This is a genomic window from Streptomyces sp. NPDC005761 (genome assembly GCF_040630635.1).
Lineage (GTDB): Bacteria > Actinomycetota > Actinomycetes > Streptomycetales > Streptomycetaceae > Streptomyces.
Window position 1 is genome coordinate 43,118 of the sequence record NZ_JBEXXX010000022.1, and the last position, 15,550, is coordinate 58,667.

A 15,550-nucleotide genomic window follows, 5' to 3' on the forward strand; every position below is an offset into this window, starting at 1 on the left:
GGTGGATGTCCGCCTGTACGGTTTGCGCTCAGCAGGCGCCGACCCACTCCTCCGTACCGTCGGAGAAGCGCTGGTGCTTCCAGATCGGGACCTCGTGCTTGAGGTCGTCGATGAGCTTGCGGCAGGCCTCGAAGGCCTCCGCGCGGTGCGGGCAGGAGACCGCCACCACCACCGCGAGATCGCCGACCTCCAGTTCACCCACCCGGTGTACGGCGGCCAGTGCCCGGACCGGGAAACCGGCGACGACCTTCTCCGCCACCCGGCGCATCTCGTCCTGCGCCGAGGGGTGGCACGAATAGCCCAGCGCCCCGACGTCCTGACCGCCGTCGTGATTGCGCACGGTGCCGACGAAGAGCGCCGTGCCGCCCGCCGCGTCGTCGCCGACAGCGCGGAAGACCTCGTCCAGGGACAGCGGTGTGTCGCGGATCTCCAGCAGCCGGATGGGGTCCTGTGCCGCCTGCTCGCCGGGGTGGTCGTACGTGGGTGCCATGACAGCCATCGTGCCGTACCGCCGCTCCATCGCGGAATACGGCTTTCACCCGGCGGGCCGTCGGCCGCCTTGGAGCCTCCTACAGGTGCCGGCTCGCAACGCCGGCTGCGGCTCCGGACGCGACCTCGTGCCCGGGCCGGCGAGCTCCGCCGGTCCGGGCCCTAGAACCGGCGACGGGCCTTGCGGGCACGGCGTACCAGGGCCGCGGTGCCGAGCAGCGCCACCGTCGCGCCGGCGGCTCCGGCCGCGGTCGCGTCCTTGCGGCCGAGCCGGCGGCCGGCGACGGTGTGGCGCCCCTCGACCTCTTCCAGCAGAGCGGCGAGCACCTCCTCGTTCGTCCAGCTCGGGCGCCACCCCGCGTCGTGCAGGCGGCTCACGCTGACCACCCAGGGATGCATCGTGTACGCCAGGTCGCCCGCCGGTGACGGGGTCAGGCCGATCCGGTGGAGCCGGGCGGCGGCACCGAGCGCGACGGCCGAGGGAAGCTCCATGCGGCGGACGCCGCTGAGCTCCTCGACCTCAGCCTGTTCGAGCCACCCGTCACAGCCGACCGCGAACTCTCCGTCGATCTTTTCCAGCGCTGCGTACTCCAGCGCCGTGACCAGGTCGTCGACGTGGCAGAACTGCCACGTGGGGCGCGACCCGGCGACGACCAGGAGGCGCGGCGACTCGAAGTAGCGGGTCAGCGCCGTGTCCGTACCGCCGACGAGCACGGTGGGACGGACCACGGTGACCTGGAGTCCGGGGTGGGCGCGGGGCGCGCGGCGGCCGAGGCGTTCGATCTCCAGCAGGTCGCCGACGCCGGTCGCCTCGGCGGTGGCGCGCAGCTCGGCGTCCTCGGCGAGCGGGACGTCGTTGTCGGGCAGTGCGCCGTAGACCATGGCCGAGGTGCACAGCACGACGCGGTGGACGCCCACGGCCGCGGCCGCGGTCAGCACGGTCTGGGTGCCGCGCACGTTGTAGGCGGTGCGGGCGGCCGGGTCGGTCTCCAGGTCGAGATCGAGCGCCAGGTGGACCACCACGTCGGCGCCGCGCAGTTTCTCCGCGATCGCGGGGTCGCGCACGTCGAGAATGTGCCAGGTCGCCTCGGAGACCTCTCCGCGGCGCTCGTCGATGGCGATGACCTGCTTGATCTCCTCGGACGCCGCCAGGCGTGCGGTGAGCAGCTCACCGACACCCGTCGCGGCTCCGGTGACCGCCACGACAGGGCCGCGGCTTCCGGAGCGGCTGCGGACGGTCTTGTTCTCGGGCGAAGGGTCGGCCAGGTTTCGCGCTGCGCGAACCTGAGGATCTGGGGAACTCACCGGGCGTCTCCAGCGGTTGTCTTCAGTACGTACCCGAATGACGCGTACGTACCAGGTGCGTCCATCCTGCCGCAGGCCGGAAGCAGGCGGAGCACTGAGGCCCCGAGCGGACTTGGTGTCTACGCTGGATGGTGATGTCGGGCAGTCGCCGTCGGTTCGAGCCGGCGGCCCTACGAGCCGAGGAAACCCGTGAGTGACACCCCATTCGGATTCGGCCTTCCGCCGGAGGAGCCGGACGACGGCGACAAGGGCAAGAAGAACGACCCCACCGGAGGTGGGCAGGGTTCGGGCGGTCCGGCGAACCCGTTCGGCTTCGGCCCCGGCGCGGGCGGTGACAACCCCTTCGCCGCCATGTTCGGCTCCATGAACCCGAACGACCTGGGCGCCGCCTTCCAGCAGCTCGGCCAGATGCTGAGCTACGAGGGCGGCCCGGTGAACTGGGACATGGCCAAGCAGATCGCCCGCCAGACGGTTTCGCAGGGCACCCCCGACGGCACCAAGGACGCAAGCGTCGGCCCGTCGGACCGTTCCGCGGTCGACGAGGCGCTGCGCCTGGCGGACCACTGGCTCGACGGCGTGACGTCGCTGCCCTCCGGTTCCGTCTCGACCGTGGCGTGGAGCCGTGCCGAGTGGGTCGAGGCTTCCCTTCCCGCCTGGCAGAAGCTGGTCGACCCGGTGGCCGAGCGTGTCGGCCTCGCCATGGGTGATGTGCTGCCCGAGGAGATGCAGGCGATGGCCGGCCCGCTGATCGGCATGATGCGGTCGATGGGCGGCGCGATGTTCGGCCAGCAGATCGGACAGGCCGTCGGCGTGCTCGCCGGCGAGGTGGTCGGTTCCACCGACATCGGGCTGCCGCTCGGACCGGCCGGCAAGGCCGCCCTGCTTCCGCTGAACGTCGAGCGGTTCGGCAAGGACCTGAGCGTGCCGCAGGACGAGGTACGGCTGTACCTGGCCCTGCGCGAGTCCGCCCACCAGCGGCTCTTCGCCCATGTGCCGTGGCTGCGCTCGCATCTGTTCGGTGCGGTCGAGGGCTACGCGCGCGGGATCAAGGTCGACACCAGCAAGCTGGAGGACGTGGTCGGCCAGTTCGACCCCTCGCAGCCGGAGCAGCTGCAGGACGCCCTCCAGCAGGGCATGTTCCAGCCGGAGGACACCCCGGAGCAGAAGGCCGCCCTGGCTCGCCTGGAGACGGCGCTCGCGCTCGTCGAGGGCTGGGTGGACGCCGTGGTCCACGAGGCCGCGAAGTCCCGGCTGACCTCCGCGGACGCGCTGCGCGAGACGATGCGCAGGCGCCGCGCCTCCGGCGGTCCCGCCGAGCAGACGTTCGCCACGCTCATCGGTCTCCAGCTGCGTCCGCGCCGGCTGCGGGACGCATCGCGACTGTGGGCCTCGCTCACCGACGCGCGGGGGCTCGACGGGCGCGACGCGTTGTGGGAGCACCCCGACATGCTGCCCACCGCCCACGACCTCGACGATCCGGACGGGTTCGTCCACCACGAGCAGCTGGACTTCTCCGAGCTGGACAAGATGCTCGGCGAGGCGGCGAAGGGGCCGCAGAAGCCCGCAGCGGAGCCTTCGGACGACGCCGACGCCGGTGACACCGACGACAAGGACGACACCGACAAGTGAGCCTGCACGATGATGCCGTCCTCGTACTGAAGGGCTACGGAACCGGGGCGGATGCCACCCAGGAGGAGCTGCGCCAGGCGTACCTGGACCATCTGGCACGGCATCCCGACGGCATGTGGAAGGCCTGCGGGGCCGGACATCTGACGGCCAGCGCGCTGGTCGTCGATCCGGAGCGCGGCAGGGTGCTGCTCACGCTGCACCGGAAGCTGCGGATGTGGCTGCAGATGGGCGGCCACTGCGAACCGGGGGACGGCTCGCTGGCCGCAGCAGCGCTGCGCGAGGCGACGGAGGAGTCCGGTATCGCCGGCCTGGCCCTGCTCGAGGGCGGCCCGGTGGTCCTGGACCGCCATCCGATCCCCGCACCGTGCCACTGGCACCTGGACGTCCAGTACGCGGCTCTGGCGCCGTCGGGCGCGGCGGAGCGGATCAGCGAGGAGTCGCTCGACCTCCGCTGGTTCGCCTACGACGAGGTCGCCGGGGTCGCCGACTCCTCGGTGGTCCGCCTCATGGAACGTACGCGCACCGCCCTGGACGCCGGCCGGTAGCCGGAAGCCGGCGGTACGGGTGAGGGGCGGCCTCCGGGAGGCCGCCCCTCACCCGTCCATGCCACTGTGCCCGTCTCACCCCTCGTACGCAGGGACGGGCGGGACCGCTCAGTTCCAGGCGTTGTTCTGGTTCTGCGCGTGAGAACCCTGCTGCCCCATGCCGAACTGGGCACCGAGGCCCTGGCCGATCTGGGCACTCTGCGGCGGCAGCACCTCGCTGGGCTGCACCAGGGCGAAGCCCTGGCCGAGGAAGCTGAGCTCCCAGCCCTCGCCCGTGTTGCCACGTCGGCGGAAGACGCCCGAGGAATGCGTCTGTGCCTGCATCTGCACCCGCAGTGAGCTGGACCAGGCGACGATCGCGTCGGCGTCGGCGTTGACGTACTTGTCGGGTGTGACCTGCATCATCAGCGGCTGGCCGGAGGTCATCAGCGCGACCTTGCCGGTGCCGGAGATGTTGAGCTGGTACTTGCCGGTGCCCGAGATTCCGTACTGGCTGTCCACCGCGATGACCTCGGTGTGCAGGGAGGAGTCGAGCGCCAGGACGTAGGAGCTGTCCACCGTCAGACCGTCGCGGTCGACGTCCACCACGTGGACGTACTGCGCGAGGTTGGCGAGGTAGACCGTGCCCTGCCCCGAGCAGCGCATCAGGTCGAGGCCCTCACCGGTGGTGGCGCGAGCGCGGCGCTGTCCGTGCGACTGGTACTCGCCGTCGAACTCCATCAGGCCCTGGTACGCGACCATGGCTCCCTTGCGGGCGAGGACGTCGTCGTGGCCGGTCAGCGCGACCCGCAGGAGCTGCGGGTTCTGGACCGTGTACCGCTCCTGGGACTGCTGTTCCGTATAGCTGAAAAGCGGACTCTGCATGGTGTGTTCTCCCTCCCCGTCAGTTCCGGACCCGCAGGCGGTCGGTACTGTCCTCGCTCGGCTGGACGACGACGATCCCCTGGCCGGAGAAGGCCATCTGGAACGCCTCGCCGCTGCCCCGCCCGATGAGCGAGGAGGCCTTGAAGCTGCGCTTGCCCTTCACCTTGAGGTTCGGGGACCAGGCCACGAGGGCGTCCGGGTCGACGTACGTCTCGTCCTCGCCACGTCCGCAGTCGACGACGATCGGTGTGCCGCGCGAGGTGATCGCGACCCAGCCGGTACCGGAGATGCAGACGTTCCACAGGCCCTGGCCGGCGAACTTGGCCAGCCCCTTGACCCTTTCGACACCCCAGGTGAGGTGGCCGTCGAAGGCGAGGACGTTGGTGCCGTTGACCGAGAGGGAGTCGTTGTTGAGATTGATGACGACCACGTCGGCGCCGTAGTCGGCGAGGTAGAGCAGCCCGTCGCCGGCGCACTTCATCAGGGGCGCGCCCTCGCCGGTGATCCACTGCGAGGCGATCTGGCGGACGGCCGGCGGGTTGGGCTCGTACTGGATGAAGCCCTCGTACGCCACCATCGAGCCGGTGCGCGCGTACAGGTCCTGACCGGTCGCCATGGCGACCTTCAGCATCGAATGGCCGTGGTTCTCCATCCGGGCCGTGACGGGTGTCGGGGCGTAGCCCGCGAGTTGCTGATTCATGACGGGCTCCCTCAGACCTCGTAGGGCTGGACGACGATGAAGTTGCCGGGGGCGCCCCGGAACTGGAGGTTCACGGTCTCCCCGCTGTGTCCGGGGTAGGCGTTGCGGCGCAGCCGGACCTGACTGGAGATGATCACCTGGGACGCGGCCGACCATGCCACGACGGCGTTGCAGTCGGCGAAGGTGGTCGGGGTGACCGGCAGGACGACGGGGACACCGTGGGTCTTGACGACGATGGTGCCGGTGCCCTGGAACTGCATGGTGAACAGGGCCCCGCCGGGGATGCCGTGGCCCTCGATCCTGCGTACCTCGTACTGCAGCGACTCGTCGAAGGCGAGGACGCTCTCGGCCGAGACACAGATGCCGTCGCCCTGGAGCTCGATGGCGTGCAGATGGGAGCCGTCCTCGGCGAGGAAGACCTGGCCACGGCCGGTGCAGCGCATCAGCTGCATTTCCTGGCCGGTGGCGTTGCCCACCATCCGGCCGGCGAAGCCGGCACCCTTGTAGCCGAAGTCGACCTTGCCCTGGTACATCACCATGCTGCCCTGGCGGGCCAGCACTCCGGCTCCGCCCATGGTGAGGTCGACGCGCATGAGTTGCTGGTTCTGCGGGGTCCAGCGCTGACCGGTGGCTGTCTCCTTGTACGGCTGGAGCGCGGCCAGGAGGCCGGCACCGGCCTGCGGTACCCCCTGGGGAACACCTTGCGGCATTCCCTGCGGGGCGCCTGGCGGCTGCTGTCCGTACGGAGCCGGTGCGGGCTGCCCGAACGGCGCGGGTGCCTGTGCCGGGACCTGTCCGAACTGCGGCTGCTGGGGCGGCTGCCCGTAAGGAGCCGGTGCGGGCGGCGGCGGCACGCTGACGCCGTGCTGCGGTGCCAGCGGCGCCGCTATCGTCGGCGCGGCGTGCATCTGCTGCTGCGGCGCGGGTGCCTGAGCCGCCGGTGCGCCGAAGGACGGCGCGGGCTGCGGTGCGGCCGGGGCGCCGAAGGAGGGGGCGGGGGTCGTTGCCTGTGCGGGCGGGGCGAACGACGGGGCGGCGGACTGCGGCTGGGGAGCGGCGGGGGCCTCCTCGGCGACCTCGCCGCCGAAGTTCTTCAGCAGCGCGTCGAGCCCGCCGTCGAAGCCCTGGCCGACGGCGGCGAACCGCCAGACGTCCTTGAGGTAGAAGTCACCCAGCATCACGGCACGCTCGGTGGTGAACTCCGAGCCCGTGAACGCGTACCTGACGACTTCTTCGCCACCCGCGACAATCCGGATGTACCCGGGGCCGACCTGCGACATCTGTCCGGCACCGTCCAGCGTCGCGGTGAAGGACAGCTTGTGAATGCTCGCCGGAATGCGGTCCAGGGTGACGCGGAACGACTCCGTGTCACCGGCCTGCGCACCAAGGAGCTGAATGGACTCCTCAGGCGATTTCGGCTGGTTGAAGAAGATGAAATAACGGTCGTCGGAGAGCTGCTCATTGGCATCGAGGCCGAAGCAGCTGATGTCAAAGGTCAGTCCCGGGCCGGCGATCTGCACACCTACGTACAGGTCCGTCCCCGGCGTGAGATCGCTGATCTTGGCCTTGTGGCCGCGTTGGAATTCCCTGGCCATGCGTAACGACCGTCCCCCATCCGGAAGGTAAATGCGTCGCGTCAGGCTAACCGCAAACTCAGGTCCTGGGCCAAGCCGGTACAGACCCGGTACAAAAACACGAACGTCACTCGCCGCGTGCGGCAGGAAGGTGGGGCAGCCGGTCGGCGGCCACCACCCCTTCGAGATACCCCCGGGCCCGCTCGGTACGGGGGTAGGAGTCGAGGAGCCGCCAGAACCGCGGTCCGTGCCCGGGCACCAGGAGATGGGCCAGCTCGTGGACGAGTACGTAGTCGACGACGTACTCCGGCATGCCCTGCAACCGGTGCGAGAGCCGGATGCTGCCCTCGGCCGGGGTGCACGACCCCCACCGGGTGTTCTGATTGGTCACCCACCGGACCGAGAGGGGCCGGGCCCGGCCGTCGAAATACAGGGCGGACAGCCGCTCCGCCCGCTCCACGAGCGCACTGTCGCCGAGGATCCGCTTGTTCTCCTGGGCGGCGAGCTTGTCCAGCATCACGCTCACCCAGCGCTGCTCCTCGGCCGCGGACATCCGGGCGGGGATCAGCACGATCGTGCGATCGCCCTCCCGGTACGCGGAGACCGTTCTGCTGCGGCGGGTGCTCCTGCGGACCTCGACCGCGCTCGTCGCCGAGGCACGGGGCGGGTGGTCGGCCGCACTGCGCCGGTGGGTTCCGGCGCCGCGCGCGGAAGTCTCCCCGGCAGAGCCGGGTGTCGGGTCGGCGGGCACGCCACGACGTTACCCGCTGTCAGTGGGGGAAGTCCCGCCTCCGGGACGGTTCACACATGATCCACCTCATGGCTTGCACCATTTGAACGACTAATACCCCCTGCCTGTGGACAACTTTTCGCACGGTTCCGCGGCGCGCCTCATTCTGGCAATGGATCTCACGCAGCCACACAGACCGGAGGAAGCCGTGCATCCGATGTTGAAGCCCGCACTACGCCGCGCATGGCGCGGCAGCGGCACCGTGCAATTCGGCGTGACCCCCGCACATGCGGTCAAGGTCGGTCCGATGGATATCGCGACGGGCTGTTTCCTGGAACTGCTCGACGGAACACGCGGGATGCCTCTGCTGCGCGAAGAGGCCCGGGCACTGGATCTGAATGATCATCAAGTGGACACACTCGTGGCGCGGTTGATGGACGCGGGACTCGTCGACGACGTGCGGGCGGGCGGACCGGAAGCCGATGCGTTACGGAACCGGCTGGACGCACTGGAGCAGTACCGGCCCGACCTGGCGTCACTCTCTGTCGTCCATCCCGAGCCGGGCGGCGGAATGCGACGGCTGGCGGCCCGCCGCTCCATGCGGGTCCAGGTGCGGGGAGCCGGACGGGTCGGCGCCGCGATCGCGGCGGTGCTTTCCGGGTCGGGGGTGGGCCGGGTCGAGGTCCTGGACGGCGGGTGCGCCGAACCGTGCGACGTGTCGCCCGGGGGCCTGCCGGTTTCGGCGGTCGGTGAGCGCCGGGACTCGGCGGCGCGCCAACTGGTCCGCCGGTCCTTCCCCGGTCCTGCGCCTCGGGGCGTGCAGTCGGCGGCGGGCCGCGCGAGCGGGGAGCCCGGTCTGTCCCTGATCGTCGTCGCCCCGCGCGACGGCCTGACCGGCTACGTTCCCGATCCGCGCACCGCCGAGCCGTGGATCGCCTCGGGTACGCCCCATCTCTATGCAGGGGTCATCGAGGCCACCGGGTTCGTCGGACCGCTGGTGCTTCCGGGAGGCACGGCCTGTGCGGGCTGCCTCGATCGGCACCGCCGGGACCGGGACCAGCAGTGGCCGCGCATGCTGGCTCAATGGCAGTCCGGGCGGCGCACCGCCGTGCAGGCGTGCGATCTGGGACTGGCGACAGCGGTGGCGGGGCTTGCGGCGTCCCATGCGCTGGCCTTCCTCGACGGCGAACTGCCGGCCAGTACCGGGGCGCGCTGGGAAGCCTCGCTGCCGCTGTCGGACTGGCGGTCGGAGCAGATCGGGGCGCACGTCGACTGTTCCTGTGGAGCGAGTGGGCACACTGAAGGGGTGCGCACCTCCGGGGCCGGCACGGCGCACGACACAATGGCCGGGTAACCGCCGCACGCAGCGCGGCAGTCTGGGTTTTGGAGGGGCATATGTCTGATCTTCCCCGGAAGGCGGTCACTCGAACTGCCAAGCTGGCCACGCTGCCTTTGGGGTTCGCCGGCCGGGCCACGTGGGGTCTGGGAAAGCGCATCGGCGGGAAGTCCGCGGAGCTGGTGGCCCGCGAGGTCCAGCAGCGCACCGCCGATCAGCTCTTCAAGGTGCTGGGCGAGCTGAAGGGCGGGGCCATGAAGCTCGGACAGGCACTGTCCGTCTTCGAGTCCGCCCTGCCGGAGGAGGTCGCGGGCCCCTACCGCGCCGCCCTGACGAAACTGCAGGAGGCAGCCCCTCCCCTGCCCACCGCCACGGTGCACGCAGTGCTGGCGGAACGGCTCGGCGAGGACTGGCAGGAACTGTTCCTGGAATTCGAGGACAAGCCGTCGGCCGCCGCCTCGATCGGGCAGGTGCACCGGGCGGTGTGGCACGACGGCCGGGACGTGGCCGTGAAGGTGCAGTACCCGGGCGCGGGTGAGGCACTGCTCTCGGATCTCACACAGCTCAGCCGGTTCGCCAGGCTGCTCGGCCCGCTGGTCCCCGGCATGGACATCAAGCCGCTCATCACGGAGATGCGGGACCGGGTGTCGGAGGAACTGGACTACGAGCAGGAGGCGCGGTCGCAGCGGGAGCACGCGGAGGAGTTCGCGGACGACCCCGATGTCGTGGTCCCCGGGGTGGTCCACCAGGCCGATCAGGTGCTGGTCACCGAATGGATCGACGGGGTGCCGCTGGCAGATGTGATCGCCGGGGGGACCCCCGAGCAGCGGGACCGGGCCGGGCAACTGCTGGCCAGGTTCCTGTTCTCCGGGCCCGCGCGCACCGGGTTGCTGCACGCGGACCCGCACCCGGGCAATTTCCGCCTGCTCCCCGCAGACCCGTCCTTTGCGACGGACAGCGAAGTTGATCAGGACGATGCCGCGGATTCAGGTGCGGACGCCGGTGCGGCTCAGTGGCGCCTGGGGGTACTGGACTTCGGCACGGTGGACCGGTTGCCGGGCGGGCTGCCGCAGACCATCGGGGACTCCTTGCGTCTGACGCTCCAGGGAGATGCGGACTCCGTGTACGAACTGCTGCGTGAGGAAGGGTTCGTCAAGGACTCGATCGAGCTCGCACCGGACGCGGTACTCGACTATCTGCTCCCGATCATCGAACCCGCCGAGGTGGAGGAGTTCACCTTCAGCCGGAGCTGGATGCGCAATCAGGCCGCCCGCATAGCGGACCCGCGCTCTCCCGCCCACCAGCTGGGCAAGCAGCTGAATCTGCCGCCCTCCTACCTGCTCATACACCGGGTGACGCTGAGCACGATCGGCGTGCTGTGCCAGCTCGGCGCCACGGTCCGGCTGCGCGAGGAACTGGAGTGCTGGCTTCCGGGGTTCCTGGCGCCGGACGAGGAGGCGGAGACGGAGACTCCTCGGGAAGAGGGCACAGCCGATGAGTACGAGGTGGCGGAGGAAGCGCCCGTGGAGGAGGCCGCGGCCGGAGCGGACATGACGTAGCGGCTCCGCGCCGGACACCCCGCGTGGGGTCTTGCGTCATTCACCACCGGGCGGAGTCGAGGCGGCCTTCGATGGCCCTGATGTGGGTGCGGGCGCAGTCGTCACAGAAGTAGCGGCGACTGCCGTTCTCCATGGAACAGAGCCAGGTCGGCGGAGCGTTCTCGCTCCCGGACCGGGCCCCGCACAGGGCGCATACGACGTCATCGGTGCCGCCCGCTCCGGGGCGACGGGTCTGCTCGTCCACCCCGTGACGATAACTCCGCGGCGCCGTTCCGGCGCGGCACCGCCGACGGCTCCGGCTGCTCCGGCGGCGTCAGCGGGGGCTCAGCGGGACCGGCCCGGACACGACCGCGGGGCCGGTCCGAGTGGACCGGCCCCGCGGTAGGGGTACGGATGTGGGTCCTGCTTGCCGGGGAGCAGAGAGCGGCTGCCCCCCGGCGGATACTGCCGGCGTGCGGTCCTGCTGGGTTCAGTGCATGACCGCCATGGCCAGCGCGCGGCGGGCGCGCAGAGAGGCGCGCTCGGCCCTGCGCTGCATCCGCCGCGCGGTGATCAGGCGCACGGCCTGACGTTCCGCTTCGGCTTCCCGCAGGCGGTCGTGCATATGCGCACGAGCCAGGGCTTCTGGGATGAGTTGCATCTCACGGGTCCTGTTCTGACGCGAGTCGTTCGCGCCGATGATGGTGACGTCCGGTGTCGCGGAGCCGACGGGCTCCCTCGTGGGGATGGTCATTGGTGCCTGGTTTCGGGGGTCGTGGGTCAGGGGACGGTCGATGGTTCCGATGCGTTTCATGGGCTTGGGGGCCATGACCCCCAGGTCGGCGGTCACGCCGCGACCGGGTTCTTGCGCGGACGGCCACGCGGCCGCTTGCGAGCGACGACGACGCCCTGGATGAAGAGCTCGCCACCCCAGACGCCCCAGGGCTCGCGGCGCTCCTTGGCGCCGGCGAGGCAGGCCTCGACGAGCGGACAGGTGCGGCAGAGGGACTTGGCGTACTCGACGTCGGCCGGCGACTCGGCGAAGAAGACCTCGGGGTCGTAGGAGCGGCAGGGGACGGGCACGCCGAGGTTCTCGATGGCGTCGTCGAGCGCGGTGAGCGCAGTGAGGGGGATCAAGGTGGAGTCCTCCGTGAGGCCGGGCGGGGGGATCGTGTCGGAAGGCGGGACGGACGGGGCGTGCGCTTCGAGTTGCACGGTGGTGGTGTCCTCGTCTGGTTGTTTCCGGCCTGTTGGCCGGGGGCGGCTGGTACCAGTTCTTGCTTGTCCCGAGGCTCCTTCGTGCTGTCTCGTCCGTTCGGACAAAACAAAAGGGCCGCGGATCCCGAGTGGGGTTCCGCGGCCCTGAAGGCGCCGGTCCGATCGTCGATCAGACTGGATCACTCCAGGGTTCAGGCCCACGGAAGGCCCACATCGTGTGGTGGTGCGTCGTCTTCTTGGCTCCGGCTTCCGCTCCCGCACCGACGGCCGCAAAGGCATAGGCCTGGGCCTGTCCCTTCGCTACTGCTGCTGCCGGTGCCTGGGTCGGTCGCTCATTGCGCTCCCGCACAGGAAGGCTTGCCAGAGACAGAGGGCTGACGGCAGAAATGCCGGACATACCGGTGCCACGAAGCGAGGAAGCCGAAGAGCGGGCGAGGCCGAGCGAGCAGGCGGAGACGACCGAGAGATCGGTCATTTTGTTGGTCTCGATGATGCTGATCACTTCAATCGCCTCCTCTCGGCGTCTCTGGGGACCGGTCGAGCCGGTCCTGCGTATTCGGATAAGTACAGCACAGGGTCAGGGCTTCAGAGAAGTCGCTGTTCCCGTGGTTAAGAACCTATGGTGATGACTGGGGCGGGCGCAAACTATTTTTTCGACGAGTTTTTCTCACATCTCCTCGTCGGCCGCTCCGGGGCCCTCAACCCCGTCCCCACCTGCGCAGATGTCCAGCACGGCGGCGCCGAACCGGCCCAACTTCCGCGCGCCGACCCCGGAGATCCCGGCCAGTTCGCCCTCCGTGCCGGGCACCGACTCGGCGATCGCCATCAGCGTCTTGTCGGTGAACACGCAGTACGCGGGCTGGCCGATGTCCTGCGCCCGCGCCGCGCGCCAGTCGCGCAGCCGCTCGTACAACGCCTCGTCCATGTCCGACGGGCAGTCGTCGCAGCGCATCAGCTTCATCTCGCCGGCGTCCGTCAGTGTCTTGCCGCAGACCCGGCACAGTGCGGGCCCGCGCCTCTTGCGCCGGACCGCGGCCGGGCGCTCGATGCCGCCGCTGCCGCCCGCCGTCGCCCGGCCCCCGGGTGCCGCGGAGCCGGGGCGCAGCCCGCTCAGGAACCGGCTCGGCCGGCGGCCCGCCCGGCCACCGGGTGAGCGCGCCAGCGACCACGACAGGGAGAGGTGGAAACGGGCCCTGGTGACACCGACATAGAGCAGCCGGCGCTCCTCCTCGATCTGTTCGTCCGTCTTGGCGTAGGTGATCGGCATCATGCCCTCGGTCAGCCCGACCAGGAACACGGCGTCCCACTCGAGGCCCTTCGCCGAGTGGAGCGAGGCCAGCGTGACGCCCTGGACCGTGGGGGCGTGCTGCGCGGCAGCCCGCTCGTCCAGTTCGGCGACCAGGTCGGACAGGGTCGCACCCGGCCTGGCCTGTTCGAAGTCCTCGGCCAGCCGGACGAGAGCGGCCAGGGACTCCCAGCGGTCGCGCACTGCCCCCGATCCTGTGGGCGGCTCGCTGCTCCAGCCCTTGGTGGAGAGCACCGCCCGCACCTCGGACGGCAGCCCCTCCGCATCGTCCAGCAGGGAGTCGTTGCCCCCGGCCCGGGCAGCCCCGCGCAGGGCGACACCCGCCTCCCGCACCTCCGGGCGGTCGAAGAACCGCTCCGCGCCCCGGAGCTGATAGGGCACGCCCGCGTCCGCGAGGGCCTGCTCGTAGACCTCGGACTGGGAGTTGACCCGGTAGAGCACGGCGATCTCACCGGCCGGGACTCCGGCGGCGATCAGATCCCGGATACGGCGGGCGGTGCCCTCGGCCTCGGCTGGTTCGTCCGCGTACTCCAGGTAGGCGGGTTCCGGGCCGGACTCGCGCTGCGAGACCAGTTCGAGCCGGTGCTCGGCGGCCCGCCCGCGGGCCTGCGTGAGCAGCCCGTTGGCCAGATGGACGACCTGGGGCGTGGAGCGGTAGTCCCGGACGAGCTTGACCACCGTGGCCCGTGGGTGGCGGGTGCGGAAGTTGAGCAGGTGGTCGGGCGTGGCTCCGGTGAAGGAGTAGATCGTCTGGCTTGCGTCGCCGACGACGCAGAGGTTGTCCCGGTCGCCGAGCCAGAGATCGAGGAGCCGCTGCTGGAGCGGGCTCACGTCCTGGTACTCGTCGACGACGAAATGCTGGTACTGACGGCGGACGTGATCGGCGATGTCGTGGCGGTCCTGCAGGATGCCGACGGTGAGGAGCAGCACGTCCTCGAAGTCGATCACCGTGCGGTCCCGCTTCAGCTGCTCGTACATCGCGTAGACCTGGGAGATCTCGGCGGGATCGCGCGGGGCGTCCCGCTGGGACTTGGCGACCACGGCCGGATAGTCGGCGGGCACGGTCTGGGTGACCTTGGCCCACTCGATCTCGCTCGTGACATCGCGCAGCTCATTGCGGTCGAGCCGGATGCGGCAGCGGGCCGCCGCCTCGGCGACCAGCTGGACCTTGCGCTCCACCAGCCGGGGCAGATCGCCACCGACTGCTTTCGGCCAGAAGTACTGGAGCTGCCGCAGCGCCGCGGAGTGGAAGGTACGCGCCTGCACCCCGCCGGCTCCGAGCTGGCGCAGGCGCCCGCGCATCTCGCCGGCGGCACGGTTGGTGAACGTGACGGCAAGCACACTCGTCGGCTGGAGTATCCCCGCGCGCACCCCGTACGCGATGCGGTGCGTGATGGCCCGCGTCTTGCCCGTACCGGCTCCGGCCAGCACGCATACCGGGCCCTGCAGGGCCACGGCGACCTCGCGCTGCTCGGGGTCGAGCCCGTCGAGGACGGCGTCGGCGGTGTCGGGGACCTGGGGGAAGAGGGTGGAATGCGTTGCTGATGTCACCCCGCCATGCTGCCAGGTCGAAAGGGGCGGCCGCGGAAGTTGTCCACAGGGGTGCCGCATCTGTCGTACTAATACGAAGGGGGGAGCGGCCCCCTGCCGAGGGTTCCCGGCCGACGTGGGGGCGGCCCCGGGAATGGTGGCCAGGTCACGTACGTTCCCCTTCCGTGCGGCAACGCACGTCCCGGATTCTCCGTGTGACCCCGTCGTGATGGACGGGTGTGACGGAAGAGACCACGACGGGACGTGACGGGATTGCCGTGACCGATGAGACAGAGGAGCGCGAAGACATGCCGGGCACTGTGACGATGTACAGCACCACGTGGTGCGGCTACTGCCGTCGGCTCAAGGGCCAGATGGACCGCGAGGGCATCGCGTACACCGAGATCAACATCGAGCAGGACCCGGAGTCGGCGGCCTTCGTCGAGAAGGCGAATGGCGGGAATCAGACGGTGCCTACCGTCCTCTTCCCGAACGGCTCGACCTTGACGAACCCGAGCCTGGCCCAGGTGAAGCAGGCACTGGGCGCCTGACCCGCAGCACGGACACGACCCCCGACCGGCCCGGCGCCGGATCGGGGGTCTTCGTGTATGCCCGCACCCGCGCGACGCGGCCCTCGCGTCGGCGCGACCGGTGCTGCGCTCCGCCCAGGGTCGCGCCGGCCGTCTCGTCCTCGGTGATCGTGCCGTCCGACCGCCGATTGCCCGCTGCCGCGTCAGCTCGCGCTGACCGCTCGCCAAGCCAGACACCGGCCCCGCCCGCACAAAC

The 15,550-nt window shown here is 70.4% G+C and carries 16 protein-coding genes; 5 read left to right on the forward strand and 11 right to left on the reverse strand.

The window, feature by feature from the left end; genetic code table 11:
* Positions 1-28: 28 nt before the first annotated feature.
* Complete coding sequence (locus tag ABZ434_RS20775; RefSeq protein WP_359138694.1) at positions 29-490, reverse strand: molybdenum cofactor biosynthesis protein MoaE; 462 nt, start codon at positions 488-490, stop codon at positions 29-31.
* A gap of 161 nt (positions 491-651) precedes the next feature.
* A complete protein-coding gene (locus ABZ434_RS20780; RefSeq protein ID WP_359138697.1) occupies positions 652-1,794 on the reverse strand; it encodes an SDR family oxidoreductase in 1,143 nt (380 codons plus the stop codon).
* Between the two features lie 189 nt (positions 1,795-1,983).
* Between ABZ434_RS20780 and ABZ434_RS20785 the strand changes: the two genes are divergently transcribed.
* Together ABZ434_RS20785 and ABZ434_RS20790 are read left to right on the forward strand one after the other, a co-directional pair.
* Complete coding sequence (locus tag ABZ434_RS20785) at positions 1,984-3,423, forward strand: zinc-dependent metalloprotease (protein WP_359138699.1); 1,440 nt, start codon at positions 1,984-1,986, stop codon at positions 3,421-3,423.
* Positions 3,420-3,968, forward strand: a complete 549-nt coding sequence (locus tag ABZ434_RS20790; protein ID WP_359138702.1) for an NUDIX hydrolase — start codon at positions 3,420-3,422, stop codon at positions 3,966-3,968. Before ABZ434_RS20785 ends, ABZ434_RS20790 begins: the two co-directional genes overlap by 4 nt.
* A gap of 108 nt (positions 3,969-4,076) precedes the next feature.
* Here the strand turns inward: ABZ434_RS20790 and ABZ434_RS20795 are convergent, their stop codons facing one another.
* The 4 genes from ABZ434_RS20795 to ABZ434_RS20810 all read right to left on the reverse strand — a co-directional run bounded on the left by ABZ434_RS20795 (position 4,077) and on the right by ABZ434_RS20810 (position 7,857).
* Positions 4,077-4,832 carry an AIM24 family protein gene (locus ABZ434_RS20795; RefSeq protein ID WP_359138704.1) on the reverse strand — a complete coding sequence of 252 codons (756 nt, stop codon included), beginning with the start codon at positions 4,830-4,832 and terminating at the stop codon, positions 4,077-4,079.
* 19 nt (positions 4,833-4,851) lie between these two features.
* A complete protein-coding gene (locus ABZ434_RS20800; protein ID WP_148020615.1) occupies positions 4,852-5,532 on the reverse strand; it encodes an AIM24 family protein in 681 nt (226 codons plus the stop codon).
* Between the two features lie 11 nt (positions 5,533-5,543).
* A complete protein-coding gene (locus tag ABZ434_RS20805; RefSeq protein WP_359138707.1) occupies positions 5,544-7,127 on the reverse strand; it encodes a TerD family protein in 1,584 nt (527 codons plus the stop codon).
* 106 nt (positions 7,128-7,233) lie between these two features.
* Positions 7,234-7,857, reverse strand: coding sequence for a M48 family metallopeptidase (locus ABZ434_RS20810; protein WP_359138710.1), 624 nt, complete (start codon positions 7,855-7,857; stop codon positions 7,234-7,236).
* Between the two features lie 187 nt (positions 7,858-8,044).
* Here ABZ434_RS20810 and ABZ434_RS20815 point away from each other — a divergent pair, with 187 nt between their 5' ends.
* The gene (locus ABZ434_RS20815) at positions 8,045-9,190 is read left to right on the forward strand and encodes a ThiF family adenylyltransferase (protein ID WP_359138713.1); all 1,146 of its coding nucleotides are present in this window, start codon (positions 8,045-8,047) and stop codon (positions 9,188-9,190) included.
* 41 nt (positions 9,191-9,231) lie between these two features.
* Positions 9,232-10,731 carry an AarF/ABC1/UbiB kinase family protein gene (locus tag ABZ434_RS20820; RefSeq protein WP_359138716.1) on the forward strand — a complete coding sequence of 500 codons (1,500 nt, stop codon included), beginning with the start codon at positions 9,232-9,234 and terminating at the stop codon, positions 10,729-10,731.
* Positions 10,732-10,771: 40 nt separating this feature from the next.
* Here the strand turns inward: ABZ434_RS20820 and ABZ434_RS20825 are convergent, their stop codons facing one another.
* The 5 genes from ABZ434_RS20825 to ABZ434_RS20845 form a co-directional block, all read right to left on the reverse strand.
* Positions 10,772-10,975: a hypothetical protein gene (locus ABZ434_RS20825; protein ID WP_359138719.1), complete on the reverse strand. Its 204-nt coding sequence runs from the start codon at positions 10,973-10,975 to the stop codon at positions 10,772-10,774.
* A 225-nt stretch (positions 10,976-11,200) separates the two neighbouring features.
* On the reverse strand, positions 11,201-11,524 hold the full coding sequence (locus tag ABZ434_RS20830; protein ID WP_359138893.1) for a hypothetical protein: 324 nt from the start codon (positions 11,522-11,524) through the stop codon (positions 11,201-11,203).
* 32 nt (positions 11,525-11,556) lie between these two features.
* Positions 11,557-11,925, reverse strand: a complete 369-nt coding sequence (locus ABZ434_RS20835) for a WhiB family transcriptional regulator (protein ID WP_093549938.1) — start codon at positions 11,923-11,925, stop codon at positions 11,557-11,559.
* 172 nt (positions 11,926-12,097) lie between these two features.
* Positions 12,098-12,430 (reverse strand): hypothetical protein, encoded by a 333-nt coding sequence (locus ABZ434_RS20840; protein ID WP_359138723.1) that lies wholly within the window; start codon positions 12,428-12,430, stop codon positions 12,098-12,100.
* Between the two features lie 165 nt (positions 12,431-12,595).
* A complete protein-coding gene (locus tag ABZ434_RS20845) occupies positions 12,596-14,845 on the reverse strand; it encodes an ATP-dependent DNA helicase UvrD2 (RefSeq protein ID WP_359138725.1) in 2,250 nt (749 codons plus the stop codon).
* Positions 14,846-15,072: 227 nt separating this feature from the next.
* On the opposite strand from ABZ434_RS20845, the gene ABZ434_RS20850 reads away from it, so the two are divergent.
* A complete protein-coding gene (locus tag ABZ434_RS20850) occupies positions 15,073-15,315 on the forward strand; it encodes a mycoredoxin (RefSeq protein WP_359138728.1) in 243 nt (80 codons plus the stop codon).
* Positions 15,316-15,550 lie beyond the last annotated feature (235 nt).

Bases quoted from the DNA above. Each gene is read 5' to 3' on its own strand.
- ABZ434_RS20775 (WP_359138694.1), bottom strand. From the start codon at position 490: ATGGCACCCACGTACGACCACCCCGGCGAGCAGGCGGCACAGGACCCC.
- ABZ434_RS20795 (WP_359138704.1), bottom strand. From the start codon at position 4,832: ATGCAGAGTCCGCTTTTCAGCTATACGGAACAGCAGTCCCAGGAGCGG.
- ABZ434_RS20800 (WP_148020615.1), bottom strand. From the start codon at position 5,532: ATGAATCAGCAACTCGCGGGCTACGCCCCGACACCCGTCACGGCCCGG.
- ABZ434_RS20805 (WP_359138707.1), bottom strand. From the start codon at position 7,127: ATGGCCAGGGAATTCCAACGCGGCCACAAGGCCAAGATCAGCGATCTC.
- ABZ434_RS20820 (WP_359138716.1), top strand. From the start codon at position 9,232: ATGTCTGATCTTCCCCGGAAGGCGGTCACTCGAACTGCCAAGCTGGCC.
- ABZ434_RS20830 (WP_359138893.1), bottom strand. From the start codon at position 11,524: ATGAAACGCATCGGAACCATCGACCGTCCCCTGACCCACGACCCCCGA.
- ABZ434_RS20845 (WP_359138725.1), bottom strand. From the start codon at position 14,845: ATGCGGCACCCCTGTGGACAACTTCCGCGGCCGCCCCTTTCGACCTGG.
- ABZ434_RS20850 (WP_359138728.1), top strand. From the start codon at position 15,073: ATGCCGGGCACTGTGACGATGTACAGCACCACGTGGTGCGGCTACTGC.